Source organism: Gracilimonas amylolytica (assembly GCF_002911695.1).
GTDB lineage: Bacteria > Bacteroidota > Rhodothermia > Balneolales > Balneolaceae > Gracilimonas > Gracilimonas amylolytica.
Genome location: NZ_PQBS01000037.1, coordinates 51,099 through 64,735 on the forward strand (window position 1 = coordinate 51,099; position 13,637 = coordinate 64,735).

Below are 13,637 nucleotides of genomic sequence, written 5' to 3' on the forward strand. Positions count from 1 at the left end.
TTTTAATAGCTAGTTGCTGCAGTTTTGAGTTGTTCAGAATATTTGTAAATATCAGTTAGTGATTCAATATCAACTCTTTGTCCATTTTTCTCTTCATCAAATAAAGTCAAATACCAGTTTGTAGAGTTAAAATGCAATCTGCAAATTGGCTGTCTATTGTTATCGTCTAATAGAATTCCCATATAGCTTTTTGTATCTCGATGAACAACTCTTTTAGGATCAACAACTGATGAAACAATGGCTTTCACAATATGGAATCCTTCAATTTCTTCTTCAGTAGTAACAACTCCGTTATCAGGTTCAGATACTTCGTCAATCTGTAGCTCTTGATCATCCTCTTCTTCATCAAAAGCGGAATCAATTTTAGCATTGATTTTTTCTCTGATGAATTGATTGAAAGCTTTTTTAACAATTGGAGTAAATTGTTCTTCAGTATTACTTGTAAACCTTCCATCATAAACTAATGATGTGAAAAATTTGACAAACTCTTTTGTAGGCTCCTCTAAAAGTTTCGCTATTTCACGTTTAATAGCTTTGGTGTATTTAAGTTCAACAGCAGTTTCTAAAGTTGCATCTAAGTCAAAAGTACCTTTTGATATTTTTTTTAGTTGTGGGATTAAATGTTCATCAATATTGAGCAGGTCCAGTTCCATGTATGGTTTATCATCCATTTTGTTGGATTCTTCTAAATCCGAATAGAAGTGATAAAATCTACCATCCGTGACAATCCCAAGTTTTGCCTCACTTACAGAGTAATAGCGATATAATTGAGAAGGAGCTTTTTCAGATAAATTTGTATCAAACTTTTTACACTCAAAGAGAATAGCAGGCTTACCATCAATAAAAATTGCATAATCAACTTTTTCACCCTTCTTAATACCAACATCAGCAGTGAATTCTGGAACAACTTCATCGGGATTAAATACATCATAACCCAATGATTTAATGAACGGCATTACAAATGCATTTTTGGTAGCCTCTTCAGTTAACACCTTGTCTTTCTGCCTTTCAATATTATTGGCGATTGATTTGAGCTGATCAATTAAATCCATTTTTCCCTTTAAACTATTTAATAACTGATTGTTAGTGTAATGAAATATTTTGATAGAATCTAATGAATAACTATTTCAGAATACTCATTCTCGTTCCGAAGGTCTCGTTCGGAATGCCTGCCGGAACTTCCGGTTCCTTGTCTATAAGTGATACCTTGGCGATGAAGCAGATCAGCTGACCCAAAAAATAATTGTTCGCATCACCATAAACCTTACCCTACTTCAATTCAACGATCGTAACCCCGGCGCCACCTCGTTCAATCGGTGCCGTTTCAACCCGTTTTACATCATTACGGGTGTTTAAATATGATTGGATCTGACTTCTCAAGATCCCATCTCCTTTGCCGTGAATGATCTCAACCTGATTCATATTTCTGAAAACAGCCCGGTCTATGTATTGGGTGACTTCATGCAGGGCATCCTCAGTTCTCATACCCCGTACTTCAATGGATGGCTTCACAAGACCTTTGGTCAGGTCACTGTCACCCACAATGACCGATGAACGGGCTTTCGATATCTTTTTCTTTTTGGGCTGCTCCACTTTTACCAGGTTCTTATACTTGGTCTTTAGCCTGAGTCCTCCCGCCTGAACCACAGCGTTTTTACCGGTGATCTCAACTAACTCTCCCGTTGTATGGCCATCTTTGAACCGAACATGGTCTCCAGTTTTGGGTGGGTCATCGGTGACCTGCTCCCGCTCCTCTTTTTTCTCCTCAATTTCCTTCAGCGATCGGTCGATGTCCTTCTTTTCCTGATCCACTTCCTTGCGGATCTCCTTGATCTCATCCTTATCCGCCTTATTCTGCTCAACGATGCGCTGTACCGCCTGTTCTACCCGTTGATTGGCCGAATCCATGATGGATTTAGCTTCCTTCAAAGCCTTCTCACGGATCTTCTCCTTATCCTTTTCAATGGCTTGTATCTTATTTTCGAATTTCTTCCGTTCCGATTCTGCCTTGGCCTGAAGGGAGGTGTATTTGTCTTTTAACTCAGCAGCTTGCTGGGACTTGGTTTCCAATTCAGTGATAAGCGATTCCATCTTATTCTTAGCCTCCCCCAGCAATACCCTCGCTCGTTTCAGTACATCTTCATCAAGTTGCATACGCTGAGCGATCTCAAAAGCGTAACTGCTTCCGGGTATTCCTTTCTTGAACTTGTACGTAGGGGAGAGGGTCGCCTGATCAAACTCCATGGATCCGTTTACCGCCATAGGATGTTCGTGTGCAAATACTTTCAGTGAACCGTGATGGGTGGTTACAATCACCTTACAGTCCTGCTCCAGCATGCGTTCGATAAACGACTGGAAAAGGGCTCCACCTTCCTCAGGATCGGTACCCGCAGCGGCTTCGTCGATCAAAACCAGGCTTCCGGCCTCAAATTTCTTGATGGTTTCCCGCATCCACTGGAGTCGGGATGAAAAGGTACTCAGGTCATCTTCAATGGATTGATCATCCCCCATATCTACAAATAATCCTGAGAAAATGGGTAATTCAGAAGTCGGGTCGGCCGGTACTCCAAAACCGGATTGCATCATCAGGGATAACAATCCCACGGTCTTCATGGCAACAGATTTACCGCCCGCATTGGGTCCGGTGATCATCAGGCAGCGTTCATCCTCTTCCATCTTCAAAAACAATGGGATGATGGTTTCCCGGTCTTCCTTTTTACGGATGTTGAGGTTTTTGAGCCGTAAGATCGGGTTATAGGCTTCTTTTACACTCAGGTAATTCTTTTGGGCTAAAATGGGAATCTGACCTTCCAGCTTTTTGGTAAGCTTGGCTTTCGCTGCGATCACATCGATCTTGGCAAGGAACAGGGTATTTTGATCGATATAATCTCTGTTCTTTCGGACATGATTGGTCAGTTCCCGCAGGATCCGTTCGATCTCCCGTTGTTCCTCAGCTTCGAACTGCCTGATCTCATTGTTCATATTCAGGGCTTCAACCGGCTCAATGTAAACCGTTTGTCCGCTTGAGGAGACATCATGCACAAAGCCCTGTACTTTCCTCTTGAACTCAGCCTGAATTGGGATCACCATTCGGCCATTACGAATCGTGGCACCTTCATCAGAGGTCATGCCATCTTTAGCCGCTTTGCTCATGGCCCGGTTTATGGTGCCGCGAAGGTCACTTTTTCTCTTGTTTAATTTTCTCCGAATGGATTGAAGTTCAGGACTGGCATCATCCCTGAGTTCACCATGGTCTGTGACCTTCTCTTTAATGCTTTTTTCAAGATCCTTCATTGGGATGAGTCCCTCTGAAACTTTAGTAAGTTCCGGATACTCATCGCTCCTCTGCCTGATAAAACTTTTGACCCTGCGGGTCACCGAGCAGATCTTAAGAATATCCACAAAGGCAGGCAGGGGGATCAGGCTTCCTTCAGCTTTGGAAGCTGAGAGGTAGTCTCGAATCTCGGGGACTTCACCTAAAGGAAAGGGATCCGGGTCCTCCAGGATCTGCAGCATTTCGGCCGTCTGACTGGTAAGCAGTTCAACTCGTTTGGGGTCGGAGGTAGGTCGTAGTGATTCGAGAAGTTCTTCTGAACGAACAGACTGGGTAAGCTTCAGGGCTGCTATTCGGATTTGCTCAAAGCCAAGTTTATCTAAAAGGGAGTCGGGGTATATCTTCATTAATGAGGTTTGGACTGAATATGCTGACTCCTAAAGATAAAGGTAGCAGCACTCGTTCCCAAGCAGGCTTTGGAGGTGCACTGTTTGCTCCAATGCAGAGCGTAGCAGCGAGATTTAACTGGAATCGATCCCAAGCCGGAGCGTCGGAATCGTTCCCAAGCTCCTGCTTGGTGAACTAGTCTTAAATCGGAGCTTGGGATCGATTCTAAACGGGTTATAAACTGTACTTCACTCCACCTAATAACCACCTTCCGGGCAGGGGAGCGCCAAGGATCTCCTGATATTGGGTATCAGTCAGGTTAAGCACCTGAGTGTAAAGCTGAATCCGTCCGCCGAATGGCTTATAGGCCACCCTCAGATCGGTCACAAAGTATTCATCAGGAACATCAGCATTGATAAGGGCATCTGATTGGGCTGACCGTACATTATATTTTGACAGAGTTTGAACGGTTATATCTCCGGCATTCAATGATAGATTCAAACTCAACTGATGGGAGGGATGGTTGGCAATATAACGGGACACCGTATTACCATCACTTTCGGTCTTGATGTAGGTGTAACCGGCTTCAGTTCTTAGGTTACTGTTGGACGTCAGTTTATTGGTCAACGCGGAAATAAACTCCACCCCGATCACGTCGCTTTCTGAGATATTAGAAGCATAGAAATAATCCTCATTTGGCAGCAGGTTATTTGCGTTGTTGATGGCAGAGGAGTTGGTCAGTGCATAATCGATCAGATTACTCGAGGAACGATAGAAAAAGGTGGGAGATATCAGCAAGTTGTTGGTTGGAGTGATATCGAGTCCCAGGTCAAAGGTGGTTGACTCCTCAGGCAACAGATCCGGATTGCCGATGTTACGTCCCGGTGTGAGGTCGGGGATCTCGGAAGAAATGTAGCGTTCGGTGAAGTCACCTTCCCGCACAGCCCGACCAATAGAAGTTCTTACGACGATGGGGCCCGCATCATAAGCCGCACTCACCTGTGGCAGAACGGACAGGTCACTGATCGGATCGAACTGCATTCTGAGGCTGGATGTGACACTCAAACCGGACTCGAAGCTCATGTTATGGATCCCATAAATGCCCCAGGAAGTGGTTTCATGATCGCCTCGATCAGTACTCACGATCTCTTTGTTCATGACCTGACCACCTATCATAAAGCGCATGAAGTTCAGGGAACCGGACAGAGAAGAAAGCTGATCAGAACTAAGTTCATATTGGTGAGAAGCGTTCAGGAATAGCAGATCGGTTTCGTGCACATTGGCAGGAGAAATGGCCGAATTGAAATCAAAAATATCCTCAACCTGCCGGTAGGAAGCATTGACCTCTGAACGATGATTCCCATTCTCATAGGTTAGCGATGTCAATGCCCATCGGCTGTCGATGTCTTCAACAGATTCGTCATAGATGCTTTGGGTGTAGAAGTAACGAGCGTTGAAGTCCCGATTCTCGATCCCGGAACGAACATACCAGTTCCAGTTGGTGCCAAGATCAACTGCCAGGGCCGCTGACAGGTTCATCATATCAAAGTAAGAGTTGTAGTTTTCCTGAGATGAGACTCCCTGTTCAAAACCAGGGTTTTGATATTGTTCTCCATCAGAGCTTGCACTTCGGAAGGAGGTGCTAAACCGGATATTCTTTTTGGCTACACCGGCGGTGGCGTCTAAAATTCGAAGGGCATTTTCTCCCGCTGATACATCAACGTTAGTACGGGTCTGAAGCTTCTCGCCGGCTTCGATCTCCTTCATCATGTAAGTCTTGGTTTTGATATGAACCACACCACCCACGGCATCGGCTCCATAGGAGGTACTGGCCGGCCCGCGGATCAGTTCAATTTGAGCTATCTCGGACAGGGCAACCGGAATATTTGTATTGAAGTGTGCCGTCAAAGGGTCATTCAGTGGAGTGTTATCAAGAAGAAACATAACCTGTGAAAAGGTACTTCCCCGCACCCCAACATCGGCCTGAACACCAAAGCCGGCACGACCATTGATGTTGACACCGGGCAGGCTTCTCAGCAGGTCATCAACTGATTGAACCGGCATTTCCTGAATGTCTGCCTGAGTGATAACGGATACATTTTTTCCGCTTTCTGAAATAGTGGTTGTGATACGTGATGCGGTAACGTCAATAGAGTCCAGCTCGGCTTTGATCTGCCCAAAAGACAGTTCAGTGGTAAGTAAGAGCAGACCAATGGTTAATAGGGTTCTCATAGGTAATTAATTTGATGAATAGGTCTGTAATGCTGCAAAGATACATATCTGTAACATGTAAATACCAATCATAATAAGCTAAAATTGGATGCAGGAGCTTGTTTTAAGTGGTAAAGATTTACAAAACAAGGCTTTTACATCTTTAAAAAATGACAGTACTTTAGTTGGTGATCTAAGTATCCAAAAAATATTAAAACGTATGACGCTTCCGATCTATCAGGTTGATGCTTTTACAAATTCGTTATTTACAGGTAACCCGGCTGCGGTGGTTCCTTTAGACAAATGGCTGACTGATGAACACATGCAGAATATTGCTGCGGAAAATAATCTCTCAGAGACAGCCTTCTTTGTAAAAGAGGGAGACAGTTACAGACTACGGTGGTTCACACCAACCACTGAAGTTGATCTTTGCGGCCATGCCACTCTGGCTACTGCCCATGTCTTGTTTGAGGAACTTGGTTATGATGAGGACGAGCTGGTCTTCAAAACCAAAAGTGGAATTCTGACGGTTGGCAGGGAAGGAGATTATTTGAAAATGAACTTTCCGGCCGTTGAAATGCCTGAGGTTGAAGCTCCTGATGTGTTGTTCAGGTCTCTTGGAATACAACCGACCTCAAGGGTGTATAAAACAGACGATTATATGATCGTGCTGGACTCTGAAGATGAAGTAGCTGCCTTACAGCCTGACCTGAAAATGTTAAAAGAAATACCCGCACGGGGTGTGATCGTGACGGCCAAAGGGGATAAGGTGGATTTTGTTTCCCGTTTCTTTGCGCCACAATCGGGAGTGGATGAGGACCCGGTAACCGGTTCGGCTCACACTAAAAGTGCCCCTTATTGGAGTAAGAAACTCAATAAAACTGAACTCAAGGCACGGCAGATCTCACATCGCGGTGGCGATCTTGTTTGCAGAATGAAAGGAGACCGGGTGGAGATTCTGGGTCATGCTATCACTTACCTCAAAGGAGAGATCAGTTTTGGGTGAAATAGCTCTGTTATTGTTAATTGGTTTAGGAGCCGGTGTTCTGGCAGGACTTTTGGGTATAGGTGGAGGCATCATATTCACCCCGGTGTTATATTTTTTATTTAGTGGAGCCGGTGTTGAAAACCCGGTGATCTGGACCATAGCTTCCGCCCTGTTTTGTACGTTCATTGCAGCATCAGGCAGCATGGTAAGGCAATACATGCAAAAGAACGTGTTCCTGAAAGAAGGGATAATGCTTGGTGTGATGGGAGCCCTTGGAATATTTACAGGTAAGCAGGTTCTGACCTCACCCTATTATAAAGAAACCGAGTTCGTGATCTTTTTCTCCATCATGCTGATCTATGTGTCATGGATGATGTATAGACGGGGAAAGGATACCTCAGTGGAAGTGGACAGAGATTATACGGATATGACTGCAGGTCGGTCTTTTGTAACCGGTGGGATTGGAGGATTCGTCGCCTCACTGGCCGGTGTTGGAGGGGGAGGCGTGATGGTACCAATCATGAATCTGTTTTATAAACAACCATTCCGGAAAGCCGTCAGTATATCTCACCTCGGTATGATCATCATGGTAACCACCGGATGGCTACAGCTGGCTCTGGAACCCGGTGCCGTTTCAGGTCTTACTGATTTTAGTATAGGCTATGTCGATTTTGGAGCGGCTTTTCCATTATCTATTGGAGGGTTAGCCGGTGGATTTGGGGGAGCCTATTTGAACCTGAAGATCAATCGTAAATGGCTGCAGTGGGGATTCGCAGTATTGGCACTTGCCATGGCTTTCAGACTGATCTGGTCTATTTTATAATTCAGTTGTCTTAAAACCTGATCCTTAAACCCGCCCCACCGTTCATATCAAAATCAGAACTTGTTTCAGGTATGATTGGAAGTGTAGGTACTAATTCAAAGAATAAACTCAATCGCCTTGCCACGTTAAATTGAAGTCCGAGTGGAATACGGGCAGCCAATTGAGTGTCATCATTAAGGATCAAACGTCCCCCAAGGCCTGTATAAAAGGCTAACCCAGACTGATTCCAGAAATGCCATAAATAATCAGAGTGAAGATGCATGTTACCCGACTCACCCAATGACCAGGCCACGCCAAGATCTACCGCGGTTCTGCCCGAGGTCCAGAATTTAGCGCTAACACCGGTCGGCTCGCCAATGATCACTCCCAGCTCTGTACTTTGAGCGTTAGCTGTTTGGTTCACACTAAGTAGTAGGGTTAAAAGCAGGAACAAAAAGGATAGATGTCTCATAAAACGATTTAGGTTGTACAGGTTTTGCTTGATTCAATTCTTATACAACCCGGAGGAAATTTGTTCCAACGAAAAGCCTGAGAAGAGGCTTACAGATATAAAAAAAGAAAAGACTCCCTATCAAGGAGCCTTTCCTGTTGTTAGCAATCTATAGCTTGAATTAAGCTATATCCAGTAAAAAAGGTGGTTCTCAGGGATACCAATCCCATGGTACCGTCATTGAACCGGTATAATCAACAACTTACTTAGTCCATTATCTTTCGAAGGAAAGCAGGCTGATCGGTGTCATCCTTGCGAATGCGTTCCGTTCTGCTTTGGAATGGAGCTATGTTATCCTGAGCATCTGAATTTTGTTGTTCATCCTGTTCAGGCATTTCCAGGTTTTCTTCTTCCTTACGACGCACATTGATATCACGGCGCAGGTAAGAAGGGGTGTCCAGCTTTTTCAGGTTGTTTTCACCTTTGTAGTAATCGCCGGTAGCCCGCTGAAAACGCTTAGGAACATCAGATTCCTCAGAGCGTTTCTGAAAGTTTGTTTGTGCGTTTTGAGCCGCTTTGTTCAACATGCCATCTTTCTTCTCATTACTGGCAACTTTGGCCGTTGAGCGGTCTTCTGATAATTCAAAACCGGTTGAGATGACAGTCACTCTGATCTCGTCTCCGAAATTCTCATCGAGAACCGTACCGAGAATGATCTCTGCATTTTCACCGGCTTCCTCGTGAATGATATTCGTGGCCGTAGTGGTCTCACGCATACCAAGGTTTGAACCGGCTGAGATGTTGACCAATACGTTGCGTGCACCCCGAATACTGACACCGTCTAACAATGGTGAGTTGATGGCTGCACGGGCCGCTTTCTCTGCTCTGTCAGCACCTTCGGCTGTGGCAGATCCCATAATGGCTGCTCCACCGTCGCTCATGGTTGTGCGAACGTCAGCAAAGTCAAGATTGATAAGGCCCGGCATGAGAATGAGGTCACTGATACCACGAGTGGCATTATAAAGTACTTCGTTAGCCATGGCGAATGCCTCCATCAGGGATGTGTTTTCATCCGCGATATCGAGAAGGCGCTCGTTGGGGATCACAATGACCGTGTCACAATTTTTCTTCAGTTCGGTGATGCCTTCCAGGGCATATTTCTTACGAACTTTACCCTCACATTCAAATGGGGTGGTAATGATACCCACGGTCAGGATACCACGTCGTTTGGCAATACCGGCTACCACAGGGGCACCTCCGGTTCCGGTTCCACCACCCATACCGGCCGTTACAAATACCATATCGGCATTTTCGATGGATTCCTCGATCTCATGTCGGTTTTCTTCAACCGCCTCACGACCGATCTCAGGTCTGGCACCGGCACCAAGTCCATTGGTAAGGGCTGAGCCCACCTGTATCTTGATGTCTGCCATGCTGTTTTTAAGAGCCTGAGCATCTGTGTTAAGGGCAATGTACTCCACACTTTCAAGCCCCATATTTATCATATTGTTAATGGCGTTACCGCCACCGCCGCCTACGCCGATCACCTTGATCTTAGCGTTTTCCTGGCTCTGCTCGTCGAAAAAGAAACGTGTATTTTTAGCCATGATGTTAACTCCTTTTGAGTTGTTGTATTTTACTGGATTGTTATTGTTGTAGATGATTGCTTGTTTTAATCGACCCGTCAGACGAAAGCTCCTTACACCCACTGACCGCTATAAGACGGTCTGATGGATGGTTAAAGCATCTTCTCTCAAATAATTCGTAAGACGGTTTCATTGTTATAACTGTTAAACTAATTACTGTAAACTGTTCACTGTTTATAGTTCTTTGAACCAACTCTTCATACGGTCGGTTATCTTTTGCATCACTTCTTCCACGTTGGTTCCTTTTGTGTCTGATGGAAAGAGTTCCGCATTTTTGTTTGTTCCTGAACGAAGAGCGTGCATCACCAAACCTACACCGGTAGCGTAGATCGGGCTGTTGACCTCTTCCTTAAGTCCACCTGTGATTCCAAGTGGTATACCCACTTTGGCATCAAGGCCTAAAATTTCGTTTGCAAGCGGGCAGATATTCTTGATCAGGGATCCGCCACCTGTGATGACCACACCGGCACTCATAGCATCGGCATATCCGCTGCGTTTGATCTCAATGCCAACGATCTCAAGGATCTCCTCCATTCGAGCCTGTATGATCTTGGCAAGGATACTCTTGGTGATCTCTTTTGGAGGTCTGCCGGCAATTCCGGGTACAGTGATCACTTCGTCCTCTTCTATGAGATCGGCATAACATTCACCGTGTTTCCGCTTAAGCGTCTCAGCCTGATCATCGAGTACACTCAGTCCTAAACGGATGTCATCGGTCACTTTCTGTCCGGCAATAGCTACTACCGCTGTGTGCCTGATCGTGTTATCCTGGAAAATGGCCAGGTCTGTGGTTCCGCCTCCAATATCAACGAGAACCACTCCGGCTTCTTTTTCTTCCTCGTCTAAAACAGAGTAAGAAGAGGCAAGGGGCTCAAGGATCAGATCGGCAACCTGATAGCCGGCTCTTTCAACGCAGCGGTACATATTCTTAGCGGCAGAAACCAAGCCTGTGATGATGTGAACTTCTGCTTCCATACGCATGCCGCTCATTCCAACAGGATCACTGATGCCATCCTGACCATCAACCACAAACTCCTGCGGAATCACATGCAGGATCTGCTGATCGGTAGGAAGCATGATACGCTGACAATCTTCCAGCAGGCGTTCCACATCCTTGGCAGTGATCTCATTGTCTTTGTTATTGATCGTGATCACACCCTTACTGCGCATGCTTCTGATGTGGTCTCCGGCAATTCCGACGTTCACAGATTGTACCTGAATACCGGAAGCCAGCTCTGCTTGCGCTATGGCATCCTTAATGGCGTTCACGGTCTTGTCGATATTGACGACCACGCCTCGATTCAATCCGTCACTTTGGGCTTTACCAACGCCAAGAATGTTGATCCTTTCCTGTTCATCAATAGATGCTACGATTGCGCAAATTTTTGTGGTCCCTATATCGAGACCTACCATTATGTTTTCCTGTTCTTCCATGATGATCCGCTGTGTTTGTTGATTGCTAATGTTCTTTATTTATGTTGAAGGTGATCCGGTCAAACCATTTTGCAGCCGTACCGATACCTTGTTCACTTCTGCTTCTCACTTCAGAGTAAAATCCTGATACTTTATCATCTTCAGCAGGGTAGGGTGATCCAACCAATGCATTGAATAAGTTGACCGCCTCATCATCCAGATTATGATCATGCTCTGCTGCAGGAGAGGATGTGGCCTTTGAAGGCTCTTTTTTCTTCCTCTTTTTAGTAAACTGTAAGTATTCAAAACTATATTTCACGGGTCACCACCTGATTTGAGAAACGCAGATCAACTTGCTGCATTGACTGTATTCCTTTTGTTCGAACTACCTGCTTATAAAATGCTTTCCAGTTTTCAAGTTTCATTTCAAAATCATTGCGCCCAAAAAGGAGCTTAACCCCGTTTTCATGACTCAGGGCCACCACTCCGTCAACCGGGTCAAAAGCCACTTCACTGATCGTTGCCCATCCAAACTGATCGACCTTCGCTTTCATCAGAAAATCCCTGACCTGTGAAAAGGGTTCATCTTTCAATGTATCAGTGGCATGTACGGAATAACCATAAAGCAGAGGCACATCGCGGGTTTTGTTCTCAAGTATGGGCAGGATCACTCCCTCGGCATCCACATAAGCCCGTTGGGATCCATCGATCAACATGGCGATCGGTTCCCGTTCTGAAACGGTCAGTCTGAGATCTCCACTGGGTTCGATATACGGTACAACAGAACGAACGTATCTTAGTTCTTCAACACGTTGAACTACCGCCTGTATGTCAAGGCTATCCGGCTGAATACCGAATGGCACAGACGCTGCCGCTTCAATTTCTTCGGGTTCTGTAAACGTCAGGGCATTGATATCAAGTTCATCAACCGTAACAGTCCGGGTCCAGTACACGGCGGCCAATACGGCAACCGCGATCACCATCATGATACCGGTGACCCAGGGTAAAAGGGTGGTATTTGAATCCTTTTTACTCAACTATTTCTTTTTTGGTTTGAATGATCCTGATTCCAGTGCTTTAATAAAATCTTCGCCGAAACGATAAATATCGCCGGCACCCATTGTAATGATGATATCATCTTCCTCAGCCACCTCTTTAAGGGTTTTAGTGACATCCTCTTTGTTTTCTAAATACATCACATTCTTGTGGCCATACTGTTCAGCCGTATCCGAGATCAACTTACCGGAAACCCCCTCGATCGGTTTTTCGCGGGAAGGATACACATCGGTTACAATGAGCATTTCGGCATCAAAGAAGGACAGGCCGAATTCCTTGTACAATTCCTGAGTTCGGGAGTACAGGTGCGGCTGAAAGACCGCGACTACTCGTCTGTCGGGCCAGCCTTTTCTGGCCGCCTGAAGGGTTGCCTGCACTTCAGTTGGGTGATGGGCATAGTCATCGATCACCATACACCCATTTTCATATTTCAGCTGGAACCTTCTGAAGACACCCTCAAAATGTTCGATTCCTTTTTTGATCAGTTTGAAATCAATATTCAGTTCAATACCGGTAGCGATGGCGGCCAGGGCATTTTTCACATTATGCTCGCCGGGAGCTTTTAAAGTGACGACCCCAAGCTTTTCGCCTTCATACATCACGGTAAAGGTGCTGGTGAATGCATCACTGCGAATATCCACAGCCCTAAGCTGAGCCTGAGGATTCAACCCATAGGTGATAACCCGTTTTTCAAGTTGTGGTAATATGCTTCGAACATTTGGATCGTCGAGGCAGACAATGACTGCTCCATAAAATGGCACCTTGTTGGCGTAATCAATAAACGCCTGCTTTACATCATCCAGATCGTTGTAGATATCCAGATGCTCGGCTTCAATGTTCGTGATAATGGCAAGGGAGGGGTTGAGCCGGAGGAATGTTCGGTCAAATTCATCGGCTTCAACCACAATAAGGTCGCCTTTCCCAACCACAGCGTTGGTCTTGTCGAAACTGTGCACTTTACCACCCACAATAATAGTCGGATCGTAATTACCATCTTGTGTCACATGGCCGATCATGGTGGTGGTTGTGGTTTTTCCATGTGTTCCCGCCACACCGATACCAAACTTCATTTTCATTAGCTCTGCCAGCATTTCTGCCCGTTTGATGGTTGGGATCCGCTTTTCCATGGCAGCAATGGTTTCCACATTCTCATCGGCTTTGACCGCGCTGGTGTACACCACTACATCGGCATCTTCAATATATTCTGCCTTGTGGCCTTTGTGCACTGTGGCCCCAAGTTCTTGTAATCTTTTGGTGGTTTCGGTAACTGCACCATCCGAACCGGTCACTTTATAGCCCCGCTGCAGTAGTATCTCGGCCATGCCGCTCATACCAATGCCACCTATACCCACCATGTGGATATGCCTGGTTTTACCAAATACGGGTTGTGTTTCGATTCGTTTTTCCAC

11 protein-coding genes are annotated in these 13,637 nt (G+C 45.5%); 2 read left to right on the forward strand and 9 right to left on the reverse strand.

From position 1 onward, the window contains the following. Positions 1-2: 2 nt before the first annotated feature. The 3 genes from C3B73_RS09665 to C3B73_RS09675 all read right to left on the reverse strand — a co-directional run bounded on the left by C3B73_RS09665 (position 3) and on the right by C3B73_RS09675 (position 5,893). Positions 3-1,052 (reverse strand): type I restriction endonuclease, encoded by a 1,050-nt coding sequence (locus tag C3B73_RS09665; protein ID WP_103665403.1) that lies wholly within the window; start codon positions 1,050-1,052, stop codon positions 3-5. Between the two features lie 217 nt (positions 1,053-1,269). Next, entirely contained in the window at positions 1,270-3,681 is a 2,412-nt protein-coding gene (locus C3B73_RS09670) for an endonuclease MutS2 (RefSeq protein ID WP_103665404.1), read from the reverse strand. A gap of 214 nt (positions 3,682-3,895) precedes the next feature. Further along, complete coding sequence (locus C3B73_RS09675; RefSeq protein WP_103665405.1) at positions 3,896-5,893, reverse strand: TonB-dependent receptor plug domain-containing protein; 1,998 nt, start codon at positions 5,891-5,893, stop codon at positions 3,896-3,898. Between the two features lie 199 nt (positions 5,894-6,092). Here C3B73_RS09675 and C3B73_RS09680 point away from each other — a divergent pair, with 199 nt between their 5' ends. Beyond that, the gene (locus tag C3B73_RS09680) at positions 6,093-6,878 is read left to right on the forward strand and encodes a PhzF family phenazine biosynthesis protein (RefSeq protein WP_103665828.1); all 786 of its coding nucleotides are present in this window, start codon (positions 6,093-6,095) and stop codon (positions 6,876-6,878) included. After that, on the forward strand, positions 6,838-7,683 hold the full coding sequence (locus C3B73_RS09685; protein WP_232803131.1) for a sulfite exporter TauE/SafE family protein: 846 nt from the start codon (positions 6,838-6,840) through the stop codon (positions 7,681-7,683). Before C3B73_RS09680 ends, C3B73_RS09685 begins: the two co-directional genes overlap by 41 nt. Before the next feature lie 10 nt (positions 7,684-7,693). Here the strand turns inward: C3B73_RS09685 and C3B73_RS09690 are convergent, their stop codons facing one another. From C3B73_RS09690 to murC, 6 genes are all read right to left on the reverse strand, one after another. After that, positions 7,694-8,134, reverse strand: a complete 441-nt coding sequence (locus C3B73_RS09690) for a hypothetical protein (RefSeq protein WP_232803132.1) — start codon at positions 8,132-8,134, stop codon at positions 7,694-7,696. Positions 8,135-8,379: 245 nt separating this feature from the next. Continuing rightward, entirely contained in the window at positions 8,380-9,720 is a 1,341-nt protein-coding gene (ftsZ, locus tag C3B73_RS09695; protein ID WP_103665407.1) for a cell division protein FtsZ, read from the reverse strand. A 213-nt stretch (positions 9,721-9,933) separates the two neighbouring features. Beyond that, positions 9,934-11,193 carry a cell division protein FtsA gene (ftsA, locus tag C3B73_RS09700; protein WP_103665408.1) on the reverse strand — a complete coding sequence of 420 codons (1,260 nt, stop codon included), beginning with the start codon at positions 11,191-11,193 and terminating at the stop codon, positions 9,934-9,936. 25 nt (positions 11,194-11,218) lie between these two features. Then, complete coding sequence (locus C3B73_RS09705) at positions 11,219-11,491, reverse strand: hypothetical protein (RefSeq protein WP_103665409.1); 273 nt, start codon at positions 11,489-11,491, stop codon at positions 11,219-11,221. Beyond that, a complete protein-coding gene (locus C3B73_RS09710) occupies positions 11,481-12,209 on the reverse strand; it encodes a cell division protein FtsQ/DivIB (protein ID WP_103665410.1) in 729 nt (242 codons plus the stop codon). Before C3B73_RS09710 ends, C3B73_RS09705 begins: the two co-directional genes overlap by 11 nt. Next, positions 12,210-13,583, reverse strand: coding sequence for a UDP-N-acetylmuramate--L-alanine ligase (murC, locus tag C3B73_RS09715; protein WP_408609857.1), 1,374 nt, complete (start codon positions 13,581-13,583; stop codon positions 12,210-12,212). It abuts the gene before it with no gap. Between the last annotated feature and the right edge of the window lie 54 nt (positions 13,584-13,637).

Coding starts and splice junctions, on each gene's coding strand:
- C3B73_RS09665 (WP_103665403.1), bottom strand. CDS start 1,052: ATGGATTTAATTGATCAGCTCAAATCAATCGCCAATAATATTGAAAGG.
- C3B73_RS09670 (WP_103665404.1), bottom strand. CDS start 3,681: ATGAAGATATACCCCGACTCCCTTTTAGATAAACTTGGCTTTGAGCAA.
- C3B73_RS09675 (WP_103665405.1), bottom strand. CDS start 5,893: ATGAGAACCCTATTAACCATTGGTCTGCTCTTACTTACCACTGAACTG.
- C3B73_RS09680 (WP_103665828.1), top strand. CDS start 6,093: ATGACGCTTCCGATCTATCAGGTTGATGCTTTTACAAATTCGTTATTT.
- C3B73_RS09685 (WP_232803131.1), top strand. CDS start 6,838: ATGCTATCACTTACCTCAAAGGAGAGATCAGTTTTGGGTGAAATAGCT.
- C3B73_RS09690 (WP_232803132.1), bottom strand. CDS start 8,134: ATGAGACATCTATCCTTTTTGTTCCTGCTTTTAACCCTACTACTTAGT.
- ftsZ (WP_103665407.1), bottom strand. CDS start 9,720: ATGGCTAAAAATACACGTTTCTTTTTCGACGAGCAGAGCCAGGAAAAC.
- ftsA (WP_103665408.1), bottom strand. CDS start 11,193: ATGGAAGAACAGGAAAACATAATGGTAGGTCTCGATATAGGGACCACA.
- murC (WP_408609857.1), bottom strand. CDS start 13,583: ATGGTGGGTATAGGTGGCATTGGTATGAGCGGCATGGCCGAGATACTA.